Origin of the sequence: Variovorax sp. OK605 (assembly GCF_900115445.1) — a bacterium.
Lineage (GTDB): Bacteria > Pseudomonadota > Gammaproteobacteria > Burkholderiales > Burkholderiaceae_C > Variovorax.
On sequence record NZ_FOWL01000014.1, the window covers coordinates 135,987 to 161,127 of the forward strand.

The following is a 25,141-nucleotide window of genomic DNA, read 5'->3' on the forward strand; positions in this document are numbered from 1 at the left end:
CGCATCCGCCGCCCGCGAGGTGAGAATCTGGGCGTCATGAACGTCCGATTTCTCGAGTCCTTCGTCTGCGTCGCCAAGCTGGGCAGCTTCAAGGCGGCCGCCGACATGCTGCACACCACGGCCGCCGCGGTGGCGGGGCGCATCGCCACGCTCGAGGAGCAGTTCGGCGTGCGGCTGTTCGAGCGCGATCACCGCGGCGTGCTGCTCACGCGCAGCGGCACCGAGCTGGTGCCCTATGCCGAGAAGATGATCGAGCTGCAGACGCGCATGTTCAATGCGGTCGGCCATGCCGATGCGTTCTCGGGCATGTTGCGCATCGGCGTGATCGAGACGGTGGCCCACACCTGGCTGCCCGACCTGCTCTCGCGCTTCGCCAAGAAGTACCCGAGGGCCACGCTGGAAATCGGCTCCGACCTCACGCCGCGGCTGCGCGACGACCTGCTGCGCGGCACGCTCGACTTCGCGATCCTCTCGGAGGAAATCACGCCGGGCTTCATCGACAACCGGCGCATCGCCAACCTCGCCATGCGCTGGGTGGCCAGCCCCTCGCTGGCGCAGCAGTTGCCCGCGGGCGCGCCGCTGGGCTTCGACGACCTGGCGAAGCACCCGATCATTTCGTTCTACCGCGACTCCGGCGTCTACCGCAACATCGCCCAGAGCGCGGGTGCGTCGGTGGACCTGCGCATCAGCTTCTTCTCGTCGATCGGCGCCATGATCGACATGGCGCGCTCGGGCTTCGGCAGCACGCTGCTGCCGGTGGCCGTGATCCAGCAGGACCTGCTCGACGGCCGGCTGGTGCCGCTCGACGTGGCACCGCCACCGGCCGCGCTGCCGCTGGTCGCGAGCTTTCGCATGGAGCCCGCGTCGCCGCTGGCCGAGGCGCTGGTGGACATGGCGCGCGCGTCGTGCGAGGACTTCATCGCGAACAGCCGCTGCGACGTGCTGGCGCGCTGAGCGGGCCGCGGCAAGCCAGGGCACAGGGCGCAGGGCGCAGCCCTCGCAAAAAGTTGGGGCCTCTCCCAAGAATTTCTGGTTTGCCGCAAGGTGCCGCGGCGGGAACACTTTGTCCGGAGTTCAACCCCTTCCGGAGATTCCCTCGATGCACACCCCCGCTCCCTTTCCGCCCGCCGCGGCGTTCGCGTTCGCTGCATTCGCAACCTTCGCCCCGTTGCCGGCTTCGGCCGCCGACGCGCTCACCGTCACCATCGGCAGCGCCTCTCCGCTGTCGGGCGCGCAGGCCCACCTTGGGCGCGACACCGCCAACGGCGTACGCCTGGCCGTGGACGAACTCAATGCGAAGGGCGTAACGATCGGCGGCAGGAAGGCGCACTTCGTCATCGCGGCCGAAGACGACGGCGCCGACCCGCGCCAGGGCACGGCGGTGGCCCAGAAGTTCTGCGACGCCAAGGTCAACGGCGTGGTCGGCCACATGAACTCCGGCACCGCCATTCCGGCGGCCCGGATCTACAGCGACTGCGACTTGCCGAACCTCACGCCGTCGGCCACCAACCCGAAGCTCACGCAAAGCGGCTACAAGACCAGCTTTCGCATGATGGCCAACGACAACGAGCTGGGCGCGGGCCTGGCCGCGCTGGCCGCGGACAAGCTCAAGTTCACGCGCGTGGCGGTGATCGACGACCGCACCGCCTACGGCCAGGGCGTGGCCGAGGTGTTCCGCAAGACGGCGCTGGCCAAGGGCATCCAGATCGTGGCGCAGGAGTACACGACCGACAAGGCCACCGACTTCTCGGCCATCCTCACCACCATTCGCGGCAAGTCGCCCGACGCGATCTTCTACGGCGGCACCGACTCGCAGGCCGGCCCGATGGTGCGCCAGCTGGCGCAGCTCGGCATGGACAAGGTGAAGCTCTTTGGCGGCGACGGCATCTGCACCTCGAAGCTGGCCGAGCTGTCGGGCGGCGCGCCCACGCTGGCCAACGTGGTCTGCGCGGAGAGCGGCACGGCGGCGGACCTGTCGCCCAAGGTCGCCGAATGGAAGAAGCGCTACGAAGAGAAGTACCCGGGGGAGTTCCAGATCTATTCGCCCTACGCCTACGACGCCACCATGGTGCTGGCCGCGGCGATGGTGAAGGCGGGCTCGGCCGACCCGGCGGTGTATGCGCGCGAGCTGTTCAACACCCACCTGGACGGCATCACGGCGCGCATTGCGTTCGAGCCGAGCGGCGAGCTGAAGAACCCGGCCATGACGCTCTACCGCTTCGACGCGGGCAAGAAGGTTGCGCTCAAGTGACGGGGCAATCGCTGGAGCGGCTGCGAACGCAGCGGCTCGGCCAGCTCGAGGAGCTCGTGCTTCGGCAGGACCTGCGCGCGGTGCTGATCCATGCGCAGGGCGGCGCGCTGGGCGCGGCCACGCGCTCGAATGCGTACCTGCGGCTGTTCGCGGACTGGGACGGGTTCGAAGCGTCTACGACCTTGCTGGTCGAGCGCGGCCGCCGCACGCTGATCCTGTCGAACCCGTTCCAGCTGCATGCGGCGCAGGGCATCGCCGGCATCGATGCGGTGGTCTTTTCCGCGCCGTCGAAGCTCGGCGAGGCGGTGCAAGGCCTGCTGGCGATCTCCAGCGGCGATGCCTTGCGCATCGGGCAGGCAGGCTGGCCCGAAGCGCAATGGCAGACGATCGAGTCGATGCACCGCGCGCTGCCGCGGGCGCAATGGGAAGACATCGCGCCCGAGCTGGATCGTTGGCGCATCGCCAAGGCGGCGCCTGAAGTCGAGGCGCTCGGCGCCACGGCGGCCTTGTGCGACGAGGTGTTCTCACGCTTCCCGGTGTTCCTGCGGCACGACCGCGAGGCATGGAAGACCCAGCGCGACGTCGAGCACTTCGCGCTCGTCAGCGGTGCCGAGTACTGCAAGACCTGGCTCACCATCAGCCCGGCCGCGCAGAGGCCGCAGTACCTGCCGCACGAGAACCGGCGCAAGCCCGTGCCCGGCGACCAGGTGCTGCTGGGCGTCATGCTGAAGCTCGACGGCTACTGGGGCCACGCGATACGCATGGGTGCGTACGTGGAAGCCTTGCCGGTGCACCTGCGCTTGCACGGCCTCGTGCACGAGATGTTCGACGAGGCCCTGGCGCTGTTCGGCGCGGGCGCGGACCTCGCGGGCGCCGAGAAGGCCGTGCAGGGCATCCTGTCGCGCGGGCTGCCGCATGTGCCGCCCGGCGACATCTTCCGCTTTCGCAGCGGGCACGGGCTGGGCTTGAGCTACGAAGAGCCACAGTCGGTGGCGGCCTTTCCGCAGTATGCGGACCCCTTCGACACGGGGAGGTCGGCGCCGCTGGAGGCGAGCACCGGCGCCATGTTCGAGTTGCATCCGAACTTCTTCGCCAAGGGGCTCGGCGGTGCGGCGCTCGGCGACATGGTGCATGTCACCGAGAGCGGCAGCGTGCGCTTGTTGCGCACACCGCTCGACTTTCAGCTCTGGGGTTGACCGCGCACCGCGGCCTGGACCTGGTCCAGGCCGCTGCAGTTGCCGACCTGTTCCCACTGGGCGGCGAGGGCGGCCGCGTCTGCGGCCTGCTTGCGCGCGGCGTCTGCGTCGATGCCGGCGGCATCGGTGGTGGTGGTGGTCGTGGTCGTGGTCGTGGGTTGGGCGGGGCGGAGGCGTGCGGGGTTCGACATGGTGATGGACCGTTGAGTTGAAGAGAGTCGCGGCCGAGCCGCTTGGGAATCGGTGAGCGCGTGTGGGTCGCTCACTTCGGCGCGAGCAACTTGCCGCTTGCGACGAGGTGAATCGTTCGAACCAGCAGCACGGCGATCAGCACGCTCAGGAACACCAGCAGCGCCACCGCCAGCACCGTCACCGGCAGGTAGCGGGCGTGTTCCGCATAGCGCAAGGCCGCATTGCTGAGCGCGGCGAGCGGGAAGCTCAGCGCCCACCATCCGGCCGCGAAGGGAATGCTTCGCTTGAAGATCTTGAAGACCAGCGAGAAGAAGACGAACAGGCCGAAGTAGAAGAGCATCGCGGCGAAGGTGTCGATGCGCTGGAAGAAGCTCGTGTACGCGAGAAAGCCGACCTCGAACGGGGCGATCAGGATCATCATCGACGGCACCATGTCGCTCGCGAGCTTTTCATGGTGGTGGATGAGCCTGGACATGATCATCGTGAAGAAGACCAGCGCCATGGTGGTGCCCACGGCCATCGCGAACAGGTTGACCTCCCTGGCCCATGCCATCGGGAGGGTGCCGCCAGCCACCGTGATGTCCAGCGTGGCTACGCCCGGAATGAGCCACGCCGGAACCGAGTGGCCCGCGTCGACCTTGCCGCGCAGCATGCGGCTCACGATGGTGAAGGACAGCGCGACGGTGCTGGCGGCGCCGATGCCCCAGATGATTTCCGATGCGCGCGCGCTGAGGGGCGCCACCACCGACGAGATCAGCAGCACCGCGATGGTTATCGTGCCGAAGAAGTTGCCGGCAATCGGGTGCCGGAACTCGTTGTGCACGGCGCACGGATGCAGCACGGCCTTGGCCGCGTATGCGATGCAGAGCACGGCGAAGACCACGACCGCGAGGCTTCCGATGGCGGCGTCGATCAGCGCGCTGGTGCCGAACTGGTGGCCGGCCTGGCGCCAGGCGAGGGCCAGGCCCGACAGACCCATGACCGAGGCGAACAGGTTGACGGGGAGGTACCGGATGGATGCCTGCCGCGGAATTTCCGCTGGGCTCAGCGCTTGCGTGGTGTTGATGCTTGCTCCTGAAGGGGCACGGAGAAGCATGCGAGGGTGCTCGAACCGTGGAGGTTGGGCTTCCGCACGACCCCGTTGCAGCAGGCGCGTCAGCTCGACAACACCGTCACCACAGCCCGGAAATCGCTTTGCGGAAGCGATGTGAAAAGTCTATGGGCCGGGTCTGCGGTGCAGGCCTTGGGTGTGGTGAGGTTTGCGCCATTGATGGCTGCTTTCGGGCCACTGTGGCGGATGCGGCGGCATTGCGCCGCCGTGGGAAGAAAGCGGCAGGCGCCGCGCGGCTCGCTAGGAAGCGATGGCGCCCGTTGCCGCGCCCGCTGTCGGCGAATTGGCCGCCTCGTCGCGCGCCCGCGTCGGCTCTTCGTCCCTGAACCGCCGGCGGTATTCGCGCGGCGTGGTGTCCAGCCGCTTCGCGAAGATGACGCGCATGTGGTTGGCGCTGTGAAAGCCGCAGCGAAACGCCACCGTCTTCAGCGGCAGGTCGGTCTCCTCCAGCAGCTTGCGCGAGAAGTCGACCCGCACCTGCTCCACGAAGGCCGACGGCGTCATGTTGGCGTCCTTCGCGAACACGCGCGAGAAGGTGCGCCGGCTCACACCCACCGAGTCGGCGAGCTCCTCGATGGACAGCTGCTCGCCGATGTGGTCCGTCACATGGCGCAGCACCTTCGCCACGACGGTCTCTTCCTTCGGGCCGGCCGCCAGGAACGGGCTGTACTGCGACTGGCCGCCCTCGCGGCGGATGTACACGATGAGCCGCTTGGCGATGCGCAGCGCCAGCTCGTGGCCCCAGTCTTCCGTGACCAGCGCCAGGCACAGGTCGACGCCGGCCGCGACACCGGCCGAAGTGAAGAGGGCGCCGTCGCGAACGAAGATCTTGTCGGGCCGCACGCGGGCCCTGGGGAACTGCGCGATGAGCCGGTCGACGTCATGCCAATGGGCGGTGACCTCCTTGCCGTTGAGCAGGCCCGCATGGCCCAGCGGGAAGGCGCCGTTGCACACGGAGCCGAAGCGCCGCGAGCCTTGCGCCTTGGCGCTCAGCCATTGGAGAAACTCGGGCGCGTAGGTGTTGAGCTCCGGCAGCTTGGGGCCGCCGGCCACCAGCAGCAGGTCGGGCTGGCCGGTGTAGTCGAGGTAGCCGGTGCCGACATGCAGCTCCATGCCGTTGGCGCAACGCACGCTGCCGGCGCGCAGGCCGACCAGGGTGATCTCGTAGTGCTGGTCGGCGGGAAGGAAGCTGTTGGCCTCGGTGAACACATCCATGGGCGCCGCGACGTCCAATGCCTGCACACCTTCCAACACGACGATGACCAGCTTCATGATTTGAACGCCCCGGCCCTGCGGGGCAACAGCTGCGGCAGGCGGTGGGCGGGGCATTGTAGAACGGTCTGTCTGCCTGGCGAAGTCGAGGGGACGGGAGCAGGCCGAGGCAGCCGCCGAGCGTGAAAGCCCTGTCCTCACTGCGCGGCCGGCTCGAACCCGGTGAGCCGCTTTCGGGCATTTGCCCGCAATGCCATGGCAGTTCCCCATCGCCTGGCTTGACCCGCGCCGCCGAGACCGCTTACATTGCCTTCGCCTCGTGATGAGCGGGGCCGGGTTTAGCAGCCCGCCGACATCCTGCGACGAAAGCCGCAGTGCAGCTACCGCACAGGGACTGCGGCTTTTTCGTTCGAGCTTTTTCAGGCGGCTCGAGCGGGAGGGCTCACGCCCTGCCGGTTTCCGCAAGGATGTCCCGGTCTGCTAACCCGTTCGAGCTGCCGCCCTCGTTTAGCAGCGGGTGCGTCGGTTGTTGCAAATCGACATCCCTGGAGGCCCGATGGCCCATGCTTCAGACACCGGCTGCCCTGGCCCTTGCGCGCCGTACCGGCCCACCGCCCAGTTCAAACCCTTCGAATGGGTCCAGAGCGAACGGCTCGATGCTTCCCTGCAAGGCAACGCCGCGTTCCTCAACGATGCGCGCGACGTGGTGCAAGGCGCGCACACGCTGGCCCGGTTGCTTGCCTGGGACGAAGACCGGCGCGATGCCGCCTTGTGTGCCGCGGACCCCGCGCCGCTCTTCGATGCCTGCCAGCGCAGCGCGCTGCAGCGCTTTCTGGCGGCGTCGCTGGGCCTGCTGCACGAGCGTATCGAAGCGCAGTGCGAGGCGCTGACCGAACCGACGGAGCCGACGGAACCCAGCGAATAGAGGCGTCTGGCTCGGGAAGGCTATCCCTCCATCTTCCCCGCCATCTCGGCGTTGAACGCGTACTGCTCCTCGACCGGCACCGCCTTGCGCGAGCTCTGGTGCACCGAGCCTTCCTTGCTCCAGAGAAACGGGAAGAAGTTGAAGCACTGGTCCGCGCCGATGTCCTTCATGTCGGCCTCCCAGCCGCTCCAGCGCGAGTCTGCGTAGAACACCTGCAGCCGGTCGGTCGACGCCCATTCGAGGAAGTCGCTGTAGCCGATGTCCAGCGACTCCCAGGTGAGGGTGTCGGGCGCCCAGTAGTACATGGCGCCCGCGTCTTCGCCAAGGCCGCCGCCGTTGACGGCGAAGAAGCCGCCCACCACGTCGTCCGCCACGAGCAGGAAGCCGTCGGAGCGCGCCTTGTTCCAGTCGGCGATGTTGCGGCGCAGCCTCGCATGGCCCGAGCCCAGCACGCGCAGCCAGCCGTGGTCGATCAGCAGGCCGCCGGTGTCGTACGCCACGGCGCCCATGGTCGAGCGGGTAGTGACCTGCAGGCCCAGCAGCACGCGTTCGCGCTCGGGTGAGGGCGGAAGAATCTCGAAGGAATGGGCGGCGCCTTCGGCCCATTCGCTGACGAGCGGCAATGCGGGGTCTTCGGTGTCGATCAGTTGGTCAAGCGTGCGCATAAGAAGTTGGTTGGGTGAAAAAGGCTTCGAAGCGATCCGAAGGAGTCTGAAAGCAATCGGAAGTAATGCGAAAGAATTGTTAATTCGGCGTCTTTCACTTTGAAGTTCTTACAACTTCAGCGCCGTTCATGCTGCTTTCAGACGGCAAAATGCTCGCCTGCGGTTTCGAATTGTCTTCGAGCCTTTCCCCATTCCCCCACCGCCTCCCTGTTTTCCGCTCCTTCATGTCCAACCTCATCGTGCATGGCGGTACGCCGCTGCGTGGCCGCATCACCCCTTCCGCCAACAAGAACGCCGTGCTGCCGGTGCTCTGCGCCACCCTGCTGACCTGGGAGCCCTTGCGGCTGCATGGCGTGCCCGACATCACCGACGTGCGCAAGATCCTGGACATCTTCCGCACCCTGGGCAGCGAAGTGCACATGGACCACGAGACCGGCACGCTCGAGCTGCACCACCGCGAGACCAGCTTCGACGCGGCGCGCCACCGGCTGCCCGAGGAAATGCGCTCGTCGATCATGCTGGTGCCGCCGCTGCTGGCGCGCTTCGGCGTGGCGCGGCTGGAGGACAACGTCAAGGGCTGCACGCTGGGCGTGCGCGAGATCGATCCGCACGTGGAGGTGTTCCAGCGCTTCGGCGGCGAGGTCGAGCGCACCGAAGGCTCGCTGCTGGTGCACAGCAAGGGCCGGCTCACGCCCACCGACCACTGGCTGGACTACGCCTCCGTCACCACCACCGAGAACTTCGTGCTGTGTGCGGCCACCGCCAGCGGCACGTCGACGCTGACCAACGCGGCCTCGGAGCCGCACGTGCAGGAGTTCTGCCGCTTCATGGCCATGATCGGCGTGCGCATCGAAGGCATGGGCACCTCGCGGCTCACGGTGCATGGCGGCAGCACGCTGAAGGGCGGCGAGTTCCGCTTCGACGAAGACTTCCACGAGATCACCACCTTCCTGGCGCTGGGCGCCATCACCGGCGGCGACGTGATCGTGCGCAACAGCGCGCCCGAGAACTTTCCGCTGCTCGACCGCACGTTCGCCAAGTTCGGCGTGCAGATCGTGCATGAAGGCGGCTGGTCGCGCGCCATCCGCACCGGCCCGCTGAAGGTGCAGACGCCGTTCACGAGCAACGTGCTCACCAAGGTCGAGGCCGCGCCGTGGCCCTACTTTCCGGTGGACCTGCTGCCCATCTTCATTGCGCTGGGCGTGCGCGCCGAAGGCAACGCGATGTTCTGGAACAAGGTGTACGACGGCGCGCTGGGCTGGACCGGCGAGCTCTCGAAGTTCGGCGCGCACGTGTTCTCGTCGGACCCGCACCGCCTCATCACCTTCGGCGGCAACCCGCTGACGCCCGCGGTGGTCGAGAGCCCCTACATCATTCGCGTGGCGATCGCGCTGTTCATGGTGGCGGCGAGCATCGAAGGCAAGTCGGAGATCCGCAACGCCGCGCCCATTCGCCGCGCGCACCCGCGCTTCGTGGAAAACCTGCGCAGCCTGGGCGTGCAGGTGGAGTGGACGAGCGAGGAATAAGCAGCGGCTGAAGAGGGCGAAGCCGCCCCTGCTTCAGAACGGTCAGAACGACGGCACGGGGTTGCGGCCCTCGGTCAGCACGTAGGCGTCCTTGCGCCAGGCGTACACCAGCGTGCTGTCGACGGTCTCGACACGGCGGCCCTTGGGGCCGGCGGTGCGCTCGCCCTTGAAGGCGATGCGCATCTCGCCCGGCGTGCCGTCGTCGGAGCCGGCCGCGAAGGCGGGCGTGCCGTTGATGTCGTAGCAGGCACCGCGCGGTGCCTCTTCGGGCTTTTCCGACTTCAGCACCTTCTCGCAAGCCTCGTCGGCGCCTTCGTTGCTGGCCGACAGCGGAATGGCCGAGGCCACCGCGCGCACCTTGCCCGCCTCCAGCGCGTACACCGACAGCCACTGGCCGCAGTAGCCCTGCCAGCAGCTGCCGTTGGTGATGGTGAGCGCAAAGCGCTGCGGCGCGGTGCGCTCGACCTTGGTGGTGCCGAGGTTGCCCATGAACCCGAGGTAGTCGACGCCGTCTTCGCGGCTGGCGAGCTTCCAGCCTTCGGGGCCCTGTTCGAAGAAGTAGGCGCCGAGCCATGCGCCGTTGACGTGGCCGTCCATCGGCTGGCCCTGGTCGTCGACGGGCACGGTCTCGGTCAGCAGCACGGCGTGGGTGTCGTCCAGCTTCACCACTTCGCGCGGGGACACGCGGGCGTTCTGCTCGGCGGCGCTGCCGGGCACGGCCTTGCCGTCGTTGCCGATCTCGGGCAGCGACACGGTGTCGGGCTGGCCGGGCTTGGCGGCGGGGCCTTGCGAGTCGGGGAACACGAGTGCCATGAGTTCGGCGCGCTTGAGGCTGGCCGATGCGGTGGCGGGCGTGGCCGGTGCCGCGGCGGCGGGGGCAGGTGCTGCGGCCACGGCGGTCACGGCGGTCGCGGCGGGCGCCGCAGCGGCAGTTGGCGCAGCGGTCGAAGCGGAGGGCGCTTGCGCTTCCTTCTGCGGGCAACCGGCCAGCGCGAGCAGGCCGGCGGCGGCCAGGGCCACGGCGGTGCCGCGGTACAGCGGCTTCGAGAAAACGTGCGATGGCGAGGGTGGTGTCGACAGCGGTGTCGGGTGGGGTCTGAACATGGCCGCCATTTTGCCGAAGCCGCGCGGCGATGACCCTGTCGCCGCGGCGACCTCCGCGTTGGCGTGAGAATGCGCGGCATCCGAGACGACACACCAGACAAGGAGCGCTTCCCATGACCACGCTGCAGCAACTTCTAGGCACCGAACTCCCGCTCGTGCAGGCGCCGATGGCCGGCGTGCAGGGCAGCGCGATGGCGGTGGCGGTGAGCAACGCGGGCGGACTCGGTTCGCTGCCTTGCGCCATGCTCGGCGCCGACGCCATGCGCGGCGAACTCGCCGCCATTCGCGCCGGCACCGACAAGCCCTACAACGTCAACTTCTTCTGCCACACGCCGCCCGAGCCCAGCGCCGAGCGCGAGGCCACGTGGCGCGCCGCGCTCGCGCCGTACTACGCGGAGTTCGGCATCGACGCGGCGAGCATTCCCACCGGCCCGGGCCGCAACCCCTTCAGCGCCGACGTGGCCGCGCTGCTGGGCGAGTTCCGCCCGCCGGTGGTGAGCTTTCATTTCGGGCTGCCGTCGGAGGCGCTGCTGGCGCAGGTGCACGGCTGGGGCGCGAAGGTGCTGGCCTCGGCCACCACCGTCGCGGAGGCGCTGTGGCTCCAGGCGCGCGGCGCCGACGCGGTCATTGCGCAGGGCCTCGAGGCCGGCGGGCACCGTGGCCATTTCCTGTCGCACGACCTGACCAGGCAGCTCGGCACCTTCGCGCTGCTGCCGCAACTGGTGCGCGCCCTGAAGGTGCCGGTGATCGCTGCCGGCGGCATCGCCGATGCCGACGGCGTGGCCGCGGCCATGGCGCTGGGCGCGGCGGGCGTGCAGGTGGGCACGGCCTACATGCTGACGCCCGAGGCGACGACCACGGCCATCCATCGCGCGGCGCTCAAGAGCGAGGCGGCGCGGCACACGGCATTGACCAACCTCTTCACCGGCCGGCCCGCTCGCGGCATCGTGAACCGCGTGATGCGCGAGCTGGGCCCCATCGGCGCCGCGGCACCGGAGTTTCCGCTGGCCACCTCGGGCATCGCGCCGCTGCGCGCCAAGGCCGAGGCGCAGGGCAGCGGCGACTTCTCACCGCTGTGGTCCGGGCAGAACGCCACCGGCTGCCGCGAGGTGTCTTCGGCCGAGGTCACGCAGGCATTGGCGAAGGGCTTTCGCTGAGCGGCGTCAGCGCAGGTAGGCACCGTTTTTCTTGACCAGCACCGGCGCGCCGCTTTTCAGTTCGTAGACGTCCTCGACCGAAAAGCGCGCGGTGCCGCCGAAGCAGTCGCGGCCCTGGCCTTGCAGGGCGAAGCGGCTGCCGCTCCTGTTCACGGCGATGGTGTCGATGACGCAGGCGTCGCTCGGGTCGCCCAGCGACGACTTCGGCGGCGGTGCAAAGGCGCGCACCACCGTCTTGCCGTTCGCGCGGGTCAGCACGCGCAGCGTGGGGCAGGGCACGTCGGCCTCGTCGGCCTCGTCGGTGCAGCGCAGTTGGCCGGCTTCCTCGTAGCTGTGCCGTGACGCGTAGGCGCCCGCATCGAAGCCGACGCAGAGGTCCTTGCGCAGCTGCACCGCCTTGGCGTCGAAGCTGCACGCCGGCGCCTTGCGGAATTCGGCGGCCTGTGCGCCGTGAGCGCCGTGAGCGGCCTGAGCGGCCTGAGCGCCAAACACCGGCGCGCACAGCAGGAACAGGGCAGGAAGTAAGCTCGTCACTCGCGCATATCGCGGACGTTGCGGATGTCGCATGAAAAATTGCCTTCGCCTCGTTTCGTTCCAGTCTATCCAGCCGGCCTGAACCATGAACCAACTTCACCTGCCCCTCAAGTTCCTCGAGCATGCCGCGCAACCTTCGGTGCGCGAACCCTGGCTGCTGGTGCTGATGCACGGCGTCGGCAGCAACGAGCAGGACCTGTTCGGCCTGGCGCGCATGCTGCCGCCGCAGTTCCACGTGCTGAGCCTGCGCGCGCCGTATGTGCTCTCGCCCGACGCGTATGCGTGGTTCGAGTTCCAGGTGCTGGCCAACGGCGAGCGCCACATCAACGAAGAGCAGGAGCGCGAAAGCCGCTTCCTCATCGGCGAGATGGTCGCTTCTGCCGCGCAGCAGCTCGGCGTGCCGCCGGAGCGCGTGATCGTCGGCGGCTTCAGCCAGGGCGGCATCATGGCCCTGTCGCTGCTGCTGACCAAGCCCGAGACCGTGCGCGCGGCGATGGTGTGGCACAGCCGCCTGCTGTCGCAGGTGGTGCCGCACGTGGCCCCGCCCGAGGCCTTCGAGGGCAAGGCGCTGTGGGTGAGCCACGGCAGCGCCGACAACGTGATTCCGCCGAGCGCCGCACAGGTCACGCGCGACTTGGCGCGCACGCTGCCGCTGGCACTGTCGGGCGCGGACTTTCCGGGCGCGCACGAGCTTCGCCCGGCAGAGCTGCAGGCCACGGTGGCCTGGCTGCAGTCGCTCAGCGCGCCGGCGAGCGCTTAGGCAGCAGCCGCGCCATTGGCGTCGCTTGCGTTTCGTCGACCTGTCGCGACGTGAGCATGAAGGTCGCCGTGACCGTCGCCTCGTAGCCCGCGGTCAACCGCCGATAGGCGAGCACAGCTCCACCAGCGTGCCGTCGGGGCAGCGCACATAAGACACCACCTGGCCCCACGGCTTGGTGGTGGGCGGCGAGAGTTCCGAGGCGCCCGCCGCAACGGCGCGCGCATGGGCCGCCGGCACGTCGGCGGTGACAAAGCCCAGTTCCATGCCCAGCGGCTTGGCCGAGTCGGACGCAGCCACATGGCCCTGCGCGAAGTTCGATTCGGCGAGCTCGTGCGCGGCAAAGGCCAGGGTGGTTTCACCGGTTGCCAGTTCACCGTAGGTGCCGGATTCATGAAGGAACTTGGTCGTGAAACCGAAGGCCTGCTCGAAGAATTGCAGGGACTGGGCGACGTGCGGAACGTAGGCAATGGTGTAGCCGAACTTCATGGTCTTTGGCGTGTGCGGTGAGGGAGCTTGGGTAGATTCCGGGGAGGCGCATCACTCTACCCAGCCCCATGCAGATTCCCCCCGATGAACCCTTGAACGACAAGCCTTTGCTTCCCGCTTTGCCCGCGGGCGTCACGTGGCTGCCCGTGCAGCGCGGCGAGTCCGGCGACAGCGTGTACAGGCGCAGCGATGGTGCGGCATTCGCGAAGGTGTCGATGGGCGCCAACGCTGCCTCGCTCGAAGAAGAGCACCGCCGTACGGAATGGCTCGCGTCGTTCGACCTCGGCTCCGCGAAGGTGCTCGACTGGCGCACGTCGGAAGCTGGCGCCTGCCTTGTCACCCGCACGGTGCCGGGTGTGCCGGCCAGCGAGTTGCCGGCGGCAGACCTGCTGGCCGCGTGGCCTTCGATGGCGCAGCGGCTCAAGGCCTTGCATTCGGTGCCGGCCACGAACTGCCCCTTCGTGCGCAGCCTCTCGGCCATGTTCGATCGCGCGGCCGATGTGGTGGCGCGCGGCGCGGTCGACCCGGAGTTTCTCGGCCCCGAAGACCGGCACACGCCGCCGCAGGTGCTGCTCGACGCATTGCGTGCGCAACTGCCCGCGCGGCTCGCGCAAGAGGCACGCGAGCGGGTCGTGTGCCACGGCGATGCGTGCATGCCGAACTTCATGGTCGACCCCGACACGCTGCGCTGCACGGGGTTGATCGACCTGGGCAGGCTCGGCGTGGCGGACCCGCATGTCGACCTGGCGCTGTTCCTCGCGAACGCGCGCGACCACTGGACCGCACCCGCGCAAGCGGTGGCGGCGCGCACCGGCTTGTTCGAGATGCTGGGCATCGCCGAGCCGGACGATGGGCGGCTGGGCTTCTACCTGGGGCTTGACCCGCTGACCTGGGGTTGAGCTCCCTCGGCCCTGGCCCCGGCTTCAGGCGTGGCGCTGCACGCCCACGTCGACTTCCTTGCACCGGCGAATGACCTCGGCAAAGTACGGCTCGAACACGCGGTTCTTCGTTTCCCACCGGCCGTGTTCTTCCAGGTACGCGGGCAGCAACTCGTTCAGCTCGGCCCACACGTCGTTTTCGCGTGCCGTGGTGAGCTGGCCGTCGCACACCACGATGTGTCCGCCGACCACCACCAGCTCGATGGCGCTGCCGTTCTCGCAGTAGGCCAGCTGCTTCACGATGTCGTTGCGCGGGCGGAAGTTGTCGTTGTCCAGGTCGAGCAGCACCAGGTCGGCGGCCTTGCCGACTTCGATGGAGCCGGTCACGTCGTCGAGCATGGCAGTGCGCGCGCCGGCCAGCGTGGCCATCTTCAGCACCTCGAAAGCCGTGAGCCATTGCGAAGGCTCGGTGCCGTTCACGTTGTGCATCAGCGCGGCGAAGCGCATCAGGTCGAACACGCGCGCGCTGTCGTTCGAAGACAGGCCGTCGGTGCCCAGGCCGATGGCCACGCCCGCGTCCAGCAGCTTGCGCACCGGCGCCAGCCCGGAGCCCAGCTTGAGGTTGCTCAGCGGGTTGTGCACCACGGAGCAGGCGGCTTCGCCCATGCGGGCGATGTCGGCGTCGGTGATCCAGATGGCGTGCGCCAGCGTGGTGTGGCGGTCGAGCGTGCCGGTGTCGTGCATGTGCGCGAGCAGCGTCTTGCCGTGGAACATCTGGCCGGCCACGGCCTGCACCTTGGTTTCGAGCAGGTGGGTGTGCAGCGGCACGCCGTGCCGCACGGCCAGCGCGTGGCAGGCCTGCAGCATGCCGGTGGTGCAGCGCTGCGGTGCCGACGGCGTGATGGCAAAGCGCAAGCGGCCTTCGGCCTGGCCATGGAACCGGCGGAAGGCTTCTTCGCAGTAGGCGGTGTAGTCGGCCACCGTGGTGGGCGCGCCGAACTTCAGCTGAGCGCTGAGGTGCGGGGGAAACACCTCGTGGCCGAAGGGCGTGGAGTCGAGCACGGGGGTGTCGAGCACGGCGCTGGACACGTTCACGCGAATGCCCGCGTCGCGGTACGCCTGGAACACGATGCCCAGCCGGTCGATGCTGTGGGCCATGGGGTCGAAGAAGTCGTCGCACAGCGTGGTCACGCCGTTCTTCAGCGACTGCAGGGCGAGCAGTTGCGTGCGCAGGTACAGCAGGCGGTCGGAGATGGGGCTGCCCGACAGGTAGGTGTACGCATACAGCAGCCAGATTTCCAGCGGCATCTGTTCGTAGCGGCCCTTGAAGAAGGTCTCGCTCGAATGGGTGTGCGCGTTGACGAGGCCGGGCATCAGGAGCTTGCCGCGCGCGTCGATCACGTCGCACGCGGCGGGGCGTGGCAGCGGAAGGTCAAGGTCGTGGCCGATGGCGGCGATCTTGCCGTCCTCCAGCAGCACGTCGGCGCGCACCGGGCGGTCGCCTTGCGGGCCGCCCACGGCCAGCACTTCGGCGCCCTGGATCAGGATGGCGGTGGGCATGCGGGTGTTCATGCTCAGTCGCGCATTTCCGCCGTGCCGCGGATCGAGCCCAGCCCGCCGCGCAGCTTGGTGCTGAGCCACACGCCGAACACGGTGGCCAGGTAGGGCAGGGCCTGCAGCAGGTCGTTGGAAATGGCGCCGCCGTACACCAGCTGCGCGCGGATGCCCAGCGCCGACACCACCGCGAAGAACAGCGCGGCGGCCGTGGCGCCCAGTGCGCTGCCGGCGCCGAAGATCACCGCGGCAAAGGCCATGAAGCCGCGGCCCGCCGTCATGTTCTGCGAAAAGATCTGCAGGCTGCCGCCGGCCAGCTCGGCGCCGCCGATGGCGCACAGCACGCCGCCGAGCGCCAGTGCCAGCAGCCGCATGCGGCTGGGGTTCACGCCCACGCTGCGCGCGGCGAACGGGTGCTCGCCGGAAGCCGACAGGCGCAGGCCCAGCCGCGTGCGCTCCAGCAGCAGCCACACGAGCCACACGGCCACGGGCATGAACAGCACGAACACCGACAGGCCACCCAGGGCGCCCAGGTCCGCGTCGAACAGGCTGTTGAGCTTGGGAATGCCGAAGGGCGCCGTGACCGTGGCTTCGCTGTCGTACAGCGCTTGAATGGCGAGCGACGTGCCACCCAGGCCCAGTCCGGTGAGCCCCAGGCCCGCGATGATGGGGTTGGCCTTGAGCTTTTCCACCACGTACCACAAGAGCGCCGAGGCGCCCACGCACAGCGCGGCCGCGATCAGCATGGCCTGCACGAAGGAGCCGATCTGCACGATGCCCACGATCAGCGCGCAGCTGCCGATGATCATCAGCCCTTCGAGGCCCAGGTTCCAGATGCCCGCGCGCTGCGCCAGCACGCCCGCCAGCGTGACGTAGACGAGCGGCGTGCCCGAGATCAGGATGGATACCAGCGTGTCGGTCATGCGGGCTTTCGGGTGAGGAGCTTGTCGAGCCACTTGGCGCGCGACGTGATGAACAGGGCAATGGTCGCGTTGATGACCTCGATGGCCGCCGCCGGCATGCCGACCATCACCGGCAGGTACAGCGCGGCGGAGGCCAGCGCGCCGAAGAAGAGGGCGGACACGGCCGTGCCCACGATGGACAGCTGCGCCACCAGTGCAATCAGGATGGCCGTGAAGCCATGGGCCGGCAGGAAGCCGCTGGCCAGCCGGCCGTTGGGGCCGAGCAGCTCGATGCTGCCGGCCAGCCCCGCCAGCGCGCCGCTCACCAGGAAGCTGAACAGGCCGATGCGCCCGACCCGCGCGCCTTGCCACGCCACCATGGTCGGGTTGCGCCCCGCCAGGTTGGCCACGATGCCCAGCGCCGTGCGGTTGGCCAGCAGCCACGACAGCACGAACACCGCCAGCGTGAGCGCGCAGATGAGCGGCGACACGCCCAGCGAATCGGAGATGCGGTAGGCGTCCGCGATGGGCCGGCTCGACGCCTGCTGGCCCGAGCCCGAGGGGTCCTTCAGCGGGCCGGAGGTGACGTACACCAGCAGCAGGCCCGCGAGGAAGTTGCCCATGAGCGTGGTGATGACCTCGTCGGTGCCCGAGCGCAGCCGCAGCAGCCCCGGCCACATGGCCCACAGCGCGCCGCCCGCCATGCCGGCCAGCAGGCAGCCCGGCACCACGACCCACGCGGGTGCGCCGCCCAGCCATTCGGCGGTGAAGGCGGCGAGGATGGAGCCGACATAGAACTGCCCCTGCGCGCCGATGTTGAAGAAGCCGGCGCGAAACGCGATGGCCACGCCCGTCGCCGTGATGAACAGCGGCATGGCCCAGCGCAGGCCCTGGTGCACCGCGCCCTCGCGCAGGAAGGCACCGTCGAGGATGCCGGTGAACAGCTCGCCCACGGCCAGCCCGGCGCTGTAGAACGCCAGCGCGCACAGCAGCAGCGCCAGGCACACGAAGAGCACGACGCGCAGCACCGGCAGCATGCGCGCGGGGGAGAAGACAGTGGCCATCATGCGTGAGCCCCCACCATCGCCTGGCCGACTTCGCGCAGGTCGTACGGCGCGCCGTAGTCGCCCACCACCTGGCCGCGCAGCATGACCAGCACGCGGTCGCTGATGTCGAAGAGTTCGTCGAGGTCCGACGAAATCAGGATGATCGCGGCGCCCCGGCCGCGCGCCTCGCGCAGCGCCTTCCACACATAGGCGGTGGCGCCGATGTCCAGGCCCCGCGTGGGTTGCGCCGCGATGATGAGGCGCGCGCTGGCGTCCACTTCGCGCGCGAAGATGACCTTCTGCGCGTTGCCGCCCGAGAGCGAACCGGCCGGCTGGCCGCTGTGGGCATAGCGCACGTCCCATTGCGTGAGCGCGGTGTCGCACGCGGCCTGCAGCCTGGCGGGCCGCACGAAGGCGAGCAGGCCGCCTTGCAGCAGCCGGCCCATCGACCAGTTCTCCCACAGGCTGCTGTTGAGCGACAGGCCTTCCACGTTGCGCTCGAACGGGATGATGCGCAGGCCCGCCGCGCGCCGCGTGGCCAGGTCGCTGTGCGTCACGTCGCGCCCGGCCAGTTCGATGCTGCCGCTGGCGGTCTGCGCCAGCGCGGCAATGGCGCGCACCAGCGTGCGCTGGCCGTTGCCTTCGACACCGGCGATGCCGATGATTTCGCCGGCGCGGATGTTCAGGCTCACGTCGGCCAGTGCGGCGCCTTCGGCGTCGGGTTTGGTCGACAGGTTCTTCAGCTGGAGCACGGTGGGTGCGGTGAGGTCGCGGCGCGGTGATGCGGCAGATGCGGCAGATGCTGCAGATGCGCCAGATGTGGCAGGCGCGCTGCTGGGCGCGGGCGCCTTGGCATCGCCCATGATCCACTGGCTGAGCTCGGCCGCGCCGATGCTGCTGCACTGCACGGGGCCGGTCACGTGCGCGCCGCGGCGCAGCACGCTCACGGTGTCGGCGATGGCCATCATTTCGCGGATCTTGTGCAGGATGAGAACGACGGTCACGCCGCGCTTCTTCAGGATGCGGATGCGTTCGAACAGGGTCTCCACGCCGGCCGGCGCCAGCACCGCGGTGGGCTCGTCGAGGATGAGCACCTTGGCGTCGGTGACCAGCGCGCGCGCAATCTCGATGCCCTGCTGCGTCTCGATCGGCAGGTTGCGAATGACCTCGCGCGGGCTCACCGACAGGCCCAGCCCGTCGAGGTGGGCCTGCCAGCGCTTCTCGAGCTGGCGCGAGGTGAAGATGCCGCGGTGCCGGTCGGAGCCGAACTCCATGGCCTGCGCCACGGTGAACGAGGCCGGCAGCGCGAAGCTCTGGTGCACCAGCTCCACGCCGGCCGCGCGCGCGGCGTTCACGTGGCCGGTGCGGATCTCGTGCGCGCCGATGTGCACGCGCCCGTGCGTGGGCTTCACCAGGCCGGAGCACACGCGGGCAAAGGTGGTCTTGCCCGCGCCGTTCTGGCCGACGACCGCATGAATCTGCCCCTGCGCGAAAGCGATGGACACGTCGGACAGCGCTTTCACGCTGTCGTATTGCACGGTGACACCGTCCAGCACCAGCGCGGGGCGCGCCGGTGAGGTCTCGCTGTTCGGGGGGCTGGGGTTCATGGCTGCAAGGAGAGTCGAAACGTCGGAGGAATCGGCAAGGTCAGAGAACGGTGTTGAACGCCACCTTGACGGAGCCGTTCAGGATGGCGGCCTGCGTGGTGCGGATCTCGGCCATGGTCTGCTCGGCCTTGGCGGCCACCGCCTTGTCGCCTTCCTTCTGGAACACGGGCGACAGCTCCAGGCCCACCACGCCGGTGCCCAGCCCGGTGTTCAGGTGCGCGCCGCCCTTGCCGGTCTTGAGGATCTTCGACGCCTCGTCGTACAGCGACTTGCCGAAGTGCAGGCTGACGATGGAAATGAGCGACTTCGGGCCCTGCGGGTACTGCGCCGGGTCGAGGCAGCTCACCAGCCGGCCGGGCTTGTCGTTGGCCGCGGCGATGATGCCCGCGTCGGTGGCGGCGGCGTCGGTCTGGATGAAGTCGATGCCGCCGTTGAACATCTGCGTGGCAATTTCGCGGCCCTTCACCGGGTCCTGGAACGAGCCCGCGAAGGCGACGGTGACGGTGGCGTTCTTGCGCACCGACAGCACGCCCGCCTTGAACGCGTTGTAGTCGGCGTTGAGCGGCGGAATCGACATGCCGCCGATGAAGCCGATCTTGCCCGTGGTCGACATGCGCCCCGCGAAGATGCCGGCCAGGTAGGTGCCCAGGTAGTAGTCGTAGGACACGGTGGTCACGTTGGGCATGGCCGGTTTCATCTCGTCGCCGAACAGCTGCAGCCACTGCGTCTTCGGGTACTTGGGCGCCAGCGCCTTGAAGGGCTCGCTCACCTCGTTGAAGGTCGACACGATCACGGCCGCGCCGGCGTCGGCCAGCGTGCGGAAGATGGTCTCGTAGGTCGACGGGTCCTTCGCGTAGATGGCGCGCGTCTGCATGCCCGTTTCCTTGCCCAGCAGCTTCAGGCGCGCAATCATCGCGTCGACCGCGCTGGCGTCGCCCGCGGCCTGCGTGTGCACCAGCGCGATGAGGCCGCCCTTGGCATTGGCGATCAGCGGGTACAGGGCGCTCGCCATGGCGACGCCGCCCAGGCCGGCCGTGGCCTTGAGGAACTGCCGGCGGGGCGTCTTGGCGCTGGAGGATGCGTGGTGTGTCATGCGGATATCTCTGGGGTTGAGGAAGGAGGAACGGACGGCTGAAGGACTCGGAAAGAACTCGGAAGGAACTCGAGGAAGAGTTCAGGGCGTGGGCGAGCTGGGCGCGGGATTCATGATCATCACGTCCTGGCTCTGGATCGCGTCCAGCGCCCACACGCTCTTGATGAACGACTGCCACTCGGGGTCGGCGTACATCGCGGCGCGGCGCGCCTCGCGGTCGGCCAGGCTGTCGTAGGCCCACATCAGCACCGAGGTGTGCAGCCGGCCGATCTCTGAGATGTACAGGCCCACGAACCTGTTCAGGTGGCGCTGCTGCACGGGCAGGCCTTCGCGTTCGTACTTCTCGCGCCACTGGTCGATGGTGCCGGGGCGGAAGGTGTAGAGGCGGTGTTCGACGATCATGAAGTGCTCCTTGTCATGCTGCGGATGGGGCTGGGGTTCACTGGCCGGCCAGGATGAATTCGGCGCACTTCTCGCCGATCATGATGGCCGGGGCATTGGTGTTGCCGCTCGAGATGACCGGCATGATGGAAGCGTCGGCCACGCGCAGGTTGGCGATGCCGTGCACCTTCAGGCGGTGGTCGACCACGGCCATGTCGTCGTGGCCCATCTTGCAGGTGCCCACGGGGTGGAAGGTGGTCATGGCGGTGGCGCGCAGCCAGGCCACCAGGTCTTCGTCGCTCTGCTTCTCGGGGCCGGGTGCAAGTTCCTTGCCGCGGTAGGCGTCGAAGGCGGGTTGCGCGATGACCTCGCGCGTGGCGCGAATGGCATCGACCATGGTCTTGCGGTCGAACTCGGTGTCCAGGTAGTTGGGCTGGATCAGCGGCGCGTCGCCGGGGCGGCCGGAGCGCAGGCGGATGCGGCCCAGGCTGCTCGGGTTGACCGGGCCCACGCGCAGCGTGAAGCCGTGCTTGGCCTCGACGGTGGATTTCTTGAACGGGTTGGGAAAGTACAGGTTGGCCGTCTTCTCGAGCGCGGGCATGAAGTGCAGCTGCACGTCGGGGTGTTCGAGCTCGGGCCGGGTCTTGATGAACGCGCCGGCCTCGTACGGAAAGGTGGTGGTGATGCCTTCGCCGAACAGCATGCCGCGCACCACCGAGAACGCGATCTTGTCGGCGCGCAGGTCCTTGTAGAGCGTGACGGGCTGCTTGCACTCGTACGACATCACGCAGTCCACATGGTCCTGCAGGTTGCCGCCCACGCCGGGCAAGGCCTTGAGCACGGGAATGTCGTGCTTCGCCAGTTCTTCCTGCGGGCCGACGCCCGAGAGCATCAGCAGGTGCGGGGAACCCACCACGCCGGCGCAAAGAATCACTTCCTTGCGGGCGCGCACGGTGTTCATGCGGCCGAGCACCTCGTAGGCCACGCCCACGGCGCGGCCCTTTTCGATCAGCACCTTGTGCGTGAGCGCGCGCGTGACCACCTGGAGGTTGCTGCGCTTCATTGCCGGGCGCAGGAACGCGAAGGAGGCAGACCAGCGCTTGCCCTTCTTGATGGTGAAGTCGTAGCGGCCGAAGCCGAGCTGGCTGGCACCGTTGAAGTCGTCGTTCAGCGGGTAGCCGGCCTGCTGCCCCGCGAGGCAGAACACGTCGAGCAGTGCGTTCCAGCCGCGCGCGCGGCACACGGTGAGTTCGCCCTTGGCGTTGTGGAACACGCCGTCGCGCTGGATGTGGCCTTCGGAGCGCTTGAAGGCGGGCAGCACGTCCTTGTACGACCAGCCGAGGTTGCCCATGGCGGCCCAGCCGTCGTAGTCCTGCTTGCCGCCGCGCACGTAGATCATCCCGTTGATGGTCGAGGTGCCGCCGAGCACCTTGCCGCGCGGCCAGTAGATCTTGCGGCCGTTGAGGTTGGGCTCGGGCTCGGAGTGAAAGTGCCAGTTGTAGATGCCCGACTGGAACAGCTTGCCCATGAGCATCGGCAGGCGGAACAGCGGGTTCGAGTCCTTGCCGCCGGCCTCCAGCAGGAGCACGCGCGTGGCGGGGCGGGCGCTGAGCCGGGCGGCGAGCGCGCAGCCCGCGGAGCCGGCGCCCACGACGATGTAGTCGTAGGCGTTCTGGTCGTTGTTGGGGTTGTTGTGGTTCATGGGGTCGCCGGGTCTCACCAGGAAATGGGGTCGCGGGCCATCTCGGCGAGATGGGCGTTGCACAGCGCGAAGGGGTTGGGCAGGCCCAGCACCGCATCGGCATGGGCGGGGTGCTCGCGCAGGATGCAGGCGACCTTGCCGTGCAAGCCTTGCGCGATGCCGGCCGCCTCGAAGGCCTCGGCCGCGGAGGCGCCGAAGCTCATGAACACCACCGGCTCGCCGCGCTTGAGCAGGTGCGACAGCACCGCCTGGATCAGCGGCTTCCACAGCACGAGGTGGCCCTGCGACTGGTGCGGGTCGATCGCCACCTGGAAGCGGCTGAGCGTGAAGGAGGTGTTGAGCAGCAGCACGCCGTCGTCGACCCAGCGGTCGCTCAGCGCGGCGGGTGTCTCGAAGGGCAGCGCGCCGGATTCGATGGCCTGCAGCGTGCGCGGCCAGTTGGCAAAGCTGCCGCCATAGGTTGCATCACCCGTGCGTGCTTCAGCCAGCATCTGCACCCACGCACGGATGCTCTTGGTGAACATCTTGTCGAGCTCGCGCCACTGCGCCACGTTGCCTACCTCGAAGGCGCGGCCGGTGGCGATGTCGATGGACGGGTAGGGGTCTTGCCCCAGCACCACGCAGCGCACCCGCGCGGGCATCACGCTGTCGAAGGCCTTGAGCATGTGCGCGCCGTGCGGCATGCCGGCCAGTCGACGGCCCTTGCGCGCCGGAAAGATCGGCTCCCATGCCTGCAGTTCGAGCGCCGCATCGACGCCCTCGAAGTCGAGCTTCACATCGCCCAGCGCGGCCCGCCAAGCATCGGGCAGGTCGTCGGGCCAGTTCGCCAGTGTTTCTTGCAGTGCGGTGCGCAGGGCTTGGGGCATGGGTTACATTCAAACTTCAAAAAAGCTGACCAGTTCGTCAGGAAATTCTAAGGAATAAATTGACGAGTTGGTCAGAATTTTTTTGGTGCTTACCCGTGCTCCGTTTCGGGGCGCCTCTAGAATTTGAGCCCGGTCACCAGTGACACCATGCCCATGCGCGACACCTCCACTCCCCGATCCCCCAAACCGGAAACCCCTGCGGACCGAGAGATCCGGGCGGCCAACAAACGCAAGATCCTGAAGGCCGCGAGCGAGGTGTTCGCGGCCAAGGGCTTCGACGGCGCGCGCATCGCGGAGATCGCCACCGTCGCGGAGCTGCCCAAGGCCAACGTCTACTACTACTACGCGACCAAGGAAGAGCTGTACAGCGCCACCTTCGCGCCGCTGCTGGAAGAGTGGGACAGCGCGCTGCGCATCCTCAAGGCCGAGACCGAGCCCGCCGTGGCGCTGCGCGCCTATGTGGAAGCCAAGCTCAAGCTGGGGCGCAAGAACCCGCTGGAGGCGCGCCTGTTCGCCAACGAGGTGGTGCGCGGCGGCACCTTCCTGTCGGCCGCCGACCGGGCGCACATCGCGAACAGCACGGCCGCCAGCATCGAGGTGTTCGAGGCCTGGATGGCCGCCAAGAAGATCCGCAAGATCGACCCCCGGCACTTTCTCTTCATGCTCTGGGCCGCCACCCAGTTCTATGCCGACTACGAGCCCATCGTGAACGCGGTGCTGCAGGTGAAGAAACTCACCGCGGCGCACTACGACCAGGCGCTCGAAAGCATCGTGGGCACGGTGCTCGGCGGCGTGCTGGTCGACTGACCGCAGGCTGGCGATCGAACCCGCCGGACGGCCGTGACCGGCCCGGCGAAGAGCCGGGCCGAGTGAACTTCCGCGCGACGGGCGCGTCAGAGGGCATCACAGGCGTCACAGGGCGTTACGAGGATCTGGCTCGGGTGTGGTCCGAATTGGTGCACCATAGCCGCTCGCCTCCCTGAGATCCTTCCGACATTCCTCTCACAAGGAACCCGACCTCATGTCCGACAGCGACACCCGCGACACCAGCCACGCCCCCGACACCCGAGACACCGCCGATTTCCGGCCCCGCCGCGAAACGCCCACCGGCGCCATCGTGATCGCCGTGCTGGTGCTGCTGGCGGCTGCGTTCTTCGGCTGGCGCTGGTACCAGCAGCAACAGCAAAAGCCCGCCGAGCCCACGCCCGTGGCCGCGGCGCCCAACGACGCACCCGCACCGCCGCCGCCCGTCGCGGCGCAGCCCACGGGCCCGCAGAACCCGGTCGACGCGCTCGCGCCGCCGGACGCTGCGCTGCCCAAGCTGGCCGAATCCGATTCGCGCGTGATGAAGGCGCTGGCCGAGCTGCTCGGCGCGAAGAACGCCGACGCGTTCCTGCGCTCCGACGGCATCGTGCATCGCTTCGTGGCCACGGTCGACAACCTCGCGCGCGAACAGGCGCCGGCCAACACATGGCCGGTGCAGCCCACGGGCCAGCGCTTCATCACCGAAGGGCAGGGCGAGGCGCAGACCATCTCGCCGAACAACGCGGCGCGCTACAACGCCGCCGTGCTGCTGGCCGGGTCGATCGATCCGGCGAAGGCCGCGGCGGTGTACGCCAGGCTCTACCCGCTGTTCCAGCAGGCCTATGAGGAGCTGGGCTATCCGGGGCGCTATTTCAACGACCGGCTGATCGCCGTGATCGACCATCTGTTGCAGGCACCCGAGCCCGGCGGGCCGGTGCAGGTGCGGCTGGTCGAGGTGAAGGGCGAGGTGCCTTCGCAGCGCCCCTGGGTGCGCTACGAGTACGTCGACCCGCAGCTGCAGGCGTTGTCGTCCGGCCAGAAGATCATGGTGCGCATGGGCCCGGAGAACGAGCGCAAGATGAAGGCCAGCCTGCGCGGGCTGCGCCAGCAGATCGCCACGGGGGACGTGGCGAAGAAGAAGTCGTAGCCGCGTAGCCGCGTAGCGGGTCGACAGCGGGCGCTGCTGCCG

Annotated in this window: 25 protein-coding genes; 10 read left to right on the top strand and 15 right to left on the bottom strand. The window is 68.6% G+C overall.

Annotation, left to right across the window (positions count from 1 at the left end; genetic code table 11):
* The first annotated feature begins 36 nt into the window (after positions 1-36).
* The 3 genes from BM013_RS30040 (at position 37) to BM013_RS30050 (ending at position 3,447) form a co-directional block, all read left to right on the top strand.
* Positions 37-954 (top strand): LysR family transcriptional regulator, encoded by a 918-nt coding sequence (locus BM013_RS30040; RefSeq protein WP_093218902.1) that lies wholly within the window; start codon positions 37-39, stop codon positions 952-954.
* Positions 955-1,099: 145 nt separating this feature from the next.
* The gene (locus tag BM013_RS30045) at positions 1,100-2,251 is read left to right on the top strand and encodes a branched-chain amino acid ABC transporter substrate-binding protein (protein WP_093131916.1); all 1,152 of its coding nucleotides are present in this window, start codon (positions 1,100-1,102) and stop codon (positions 2,249-2,251) included.
* Positions 2,248-3,447 (top strand): M24 family metallopeptidase, encoded by a 1,200-nt coding sequence (locus BM013_RS30050; protein WP_093131918.1) that lies wholly within the window; start codon positions 2,248-2,250, stop codon positions 3,445-3,447. The genes BM013_RS30045 and BM013_RS30050 overlap by 4 nt, the downstream gene beginning before the upstream one ends.
* Here the strand turns inward: BM013_RS30050 and BM013_RS30055 are convergent.
* The 3 genes from BM013_RS30055 to BM013_RS30065 form a co-directional block, all read right to left on the bottom strand.
* Positions 3,432-3,638 carry a hypothetical protein gene (locus tag BM013_RS30055; protein WP_093131920.1) on the bottom strand — a complete coding sequence of 69 codons (207 nt, stop codon included), beginning with the start codon at positions 3,636-3,638 and terminating at the stop codon, positions 3,432-3,434. The two genes, BM013_RS30050 and BM013_RS30055, sit on opposite strands and share 16 nt — an antisense overlap.
* Positions 3,639-3,709: 71 nt before the next feature.
* On the bottom strand, positions 3,710-4,735 hold the full coding sequence (locus BM013_RS30060; protein WP_093131922.1) for an SLAC1 anion channel family protein: 1,026 nt from the start codon (positions 4,733-4,735) through the stop codon (positions 3,710-3,712).
* A 255-nt stretch (positions 4,736-4,990) separates the two neighbouring features.
* Complete coding sequence (locus BM013_RS30065; protein ID WP_093131924.1) at positions 4,991-6,022, bottom strand: GlxA family transcriptional regulator; 1,032 nt, start codon at positions 6,020-6,022, stop codon at positions 4,991-4,993.
* Between the two features lie 496 nt (positions 6,023-6,518).
* Between BM013_RS30065 and BM013_RS30070 the strand changes: the two genes are divergently transcribed.
* Positions 6,519-6,887 (top strand): hypothetical protein, encoded by a 369-nt coding sequence (locus BM013_RS30070; RefSeq protein ID WP_093131926.1) that lies wholly within the window; start codon positions 6,519-6,521, stop codon positions 6,885-6,887.
* Between the two features lie 20 nt (positions 6,888-6,907).
* On the opposite strand, the gene BM013_RS30075 is transcribed toward BM013_RS30070, so the two are convergent.
* Complete coding sequence (locus tag BM013_RS30075) at positions 6,908-7,552, bottom strand: DUF2625 domain-containing protein (protein ID WP_093131928.1); 645 nt, start codon at positions 7,550-7,552, stop codon at positions 6,908-6,910.
* A gap of 224 nt (positions 7,553-7,776) precedes the next feature.
* On the opposite strand from BM013_RS30075, the gene BM013_RS30080 reads away from it, so the two are divergent.
* Complete coding sequence (locus BM013_RS30080; RefSeq protein WP_093131930.1) at positions 7,777-9,078, top strand: UDP-N-acetylglucosamine 1-carboxyvinyltransferase; 1,302 nt, start codon at positions 7,777-7,779, stop codon at positions 9,076-9,078.
* A gap of 42 nt (positions 9,079-9,120) precedes the next feature.
* Here BM013_RS30080 and BM013_RS30085 read toward each other — a convergent pair whose 3' ends face one another.
* Positions 9,121-10,182: a hypothetical protein gene (locus BM013_RS30085; protein ID WP_177225617.1), complete on the bottom strand. Its 1,062-nt coding sequence runs from the start codon at positions 10,180-10,182 to the stop codon at positions 9,121-9,123.
* 113 nt (positions 10,183-10,295) lie between these two features.
* Here BM013_RS30085 and BM013_RS30090 point away from each other — a divergent pair, with 113 nt between their 5' ends.
* Complete coding sequence (locus tag BM013_RS30090) at positions 10,296-11,339, top strand: NAD(P)H-dependent flavin oxidoreductase (RefSeq protein WP_093131934.1); 1,044 nt, start codon at positions 10,296-10,298, stop codon at positions 11,337-11,339.
* A 6-nt stretch (positions 11,340-11,345) separates the two neighbouring features.
* Here BM013_RS30090 and BM013_RS30095 read toward each other — a convergent pair whose 3' ends face one another.
* Entirely contained in the window at positions 11,346-11,873 is a 528-nt protein-coding gene (locus BM013_RS30095; protein WP_093131936.1) for a hypothetical protein, read from the bottom strand.
* A gap of 85 nt (positions 11,874-11,958) precedes the next feature.
* Between BM013_RS30095 and BM013_RS30100 the strand changes: the two genes are divergently transcribed.
* Positions 11,959-12,633 (top strand): alpha/beta hydrolase, encoded by a 675-nt coding sequence (locus BM013_RS30100; RefSeq protein WP_093131938.1) that lies wholly within the window; start codon positions 11,959-11,961, stop codon positions 12,631-12,633.
* 93 nt (positions 12,634-12,726) lie between these two features.
* Here the strand turns inward: BM013_RS30100 and BM013_RS30105 are convergent, their stop codons facing one another.
* Entirely contained in the window at positions 12,727-13,119 is a 393-nt protein-coding gene (locus BM013_RS30105) for a VOC family protein (RefSeq protein ID WP_093131940.1), read from the bottom strand.
* 107 nt (positions 13,120-13,226) lie between these two features.
* Here BM013_RS30105 and BM013_RS30110 point away from each other — a divergent pair, with 107 nt between their 5' ends.
* The gene (locus BM013_RS30110; RefSeq protein ID WP_256221777.1) at positions 13,227-14,018 is read left to right on the top strand and encodes an APH(3'') family aminoglycoside O-phosphotransferase; all 792 of its coding nucleotides are present in this window, start codon (positions 13,227-13,229) and stop codon (positions 14,016-14,018) included.
* Positions 14,019-14,042: 24 nt separating this feature from the next.
* Here the strand turns inward: BM013_RS30110 and BM013_RS30115 are convergent, their stop codons facing one another.
* From BM013_RS30115 to BM013_RS30150, 8 genes are all read right to left on the bottom strand, one after another.
* Positions 14,043-15,569 carry an amidohydrolase family protein gene (locus BM013_RS30115; RefSeq protein WP_218153699.1) on the bottom strand — a complete coding sequence of 509 codons (1,527 nt, stop codon included), beginning with the start codon at positions 15,567-15,569 and terminating at the stop codon, positions 14,043-14,045.
* A 2-nt stretch (positions 15,570-15,571) separates the two neighbouring features.
* Positions 15,572-16,474, bottom strand: coding sequence for an ABC transporter permease (locus tag BM013_RS30120; protein ID WP_093131944.1), 903 nt, complete (start codon positions 16,472-16,474; stop codon positions 15,572-15,574).
* On the bottom strand, positions 16,471-17,520 hold the full coding sequence (locus BM013_RS30125) for an ABC transporter permease (RefSeq protein WP_218153700.1): 1,050 nt from the start codon (positions 17,518-17,520) through the stop codon (positions 16,471-16,473). Before BM013_RS30125 ends, BM013_RS30120 begins: the two co-directional genes overlap by 4 nt.
* Positions 17,517-19,106: an ABC transporter ATP-binding protein gene (locus tag BM013_RS30130; RefSeq protein ID WP_093131948.1), complete on the bottom strand. Its 1,590-nt coding sequence runs from the start codon at positions 19,104-19,106 to the stop codon at positions 17,517-17,519. Before BM013_RS30130 ends, BM013_RS30125 begins: the two co-directional genes overlap by 4 nt.
* Positions 19,107-19,146: 40 nt before the next feature.
* Positions 19,147-20,199, bottom strand: a complete 1,053-nt coding sequence (locus tag BM013_RS30135) for a BMP family ABC transporter substrate-binding protein (protein WP_093131950.1) — start codon at positions 20,197-20,199, stop codon at positions 19,147-19,149.
* Between the two features lie 81 nt (positions 20,200-20,280).
* Positions 20,281-20,601 carry an NIPSNAP family protein gene (locus tag BM013_RS30140; RefSeq protein WP_093131953.1) on the bottom strand — a complete coding sequence of 107 codons (321 nt, stop codon included), beginning with the start codon at positions 20,599-20,601 and terminating at the stop codon, positions 20,281-20,283.
* A gap of 37 nt (positions 20,602-20,638) precedes the next feature.
* Positions 20,639-22,282, bottom strand: coding sequence for a GMC family oxidoreductase (locus BM013_RS30145; RefSeq protein ID WP_093131956.1), 1,644 nt, complete (start codon positions 22,280-22,282; stop codon positions 20,639-20,641).
* Positions 22,283-22,296: 14 nt separating this feature from the next.
* Positions 22,297-23,148 carry a uracil-DNA glycosylase family protein gene (locus tag BM013_RS30150; protein ID WP_218153701.1) on the bottom strand — a complete coding sequence of 284 codons (852 nt, stop codon included), beginning with the start codon at positions 23,146-23,148 and terminating at the stop codon, positions 22,297-22,299.
* 153 nt (positions 23,149-23,301) lie between these two features.
* Here BM013_RS30150 and BM013_RS30155 point away from each other — a divergent pair, with 153 nt between their 5' ends.
* Together BM013_RS30155 and BM013_RS30160 are read left to right on the top strand one after the other, a co-directional pair.
* The gene (locus BM013_RS30155; protein WP_093132002.1) at positions 23,302-23,955 is read left to right on the top strand and encodes a TetR/AcrR family transcriptional regulator; all 654 of its coding nucleotides are present in this window, start codon (positions 23,302-23,304) and stop codon (positions 23,953-23,955) included.
* Between the two features lie 214 nt (positions 23,956-24,169).
* Complete coding sequence (locus BM013_RS30160; RefSeq protein ID WP_093131958.1) at positions 24,170-25,099, top strand: DUF3014 domain-containing protein; 930 nt, start codon at positions 24,170-24,172, stop codon at positions 25,097-25,099.
* Positions 25,100-25,141 lie beyond the last annotated feature (42 nt).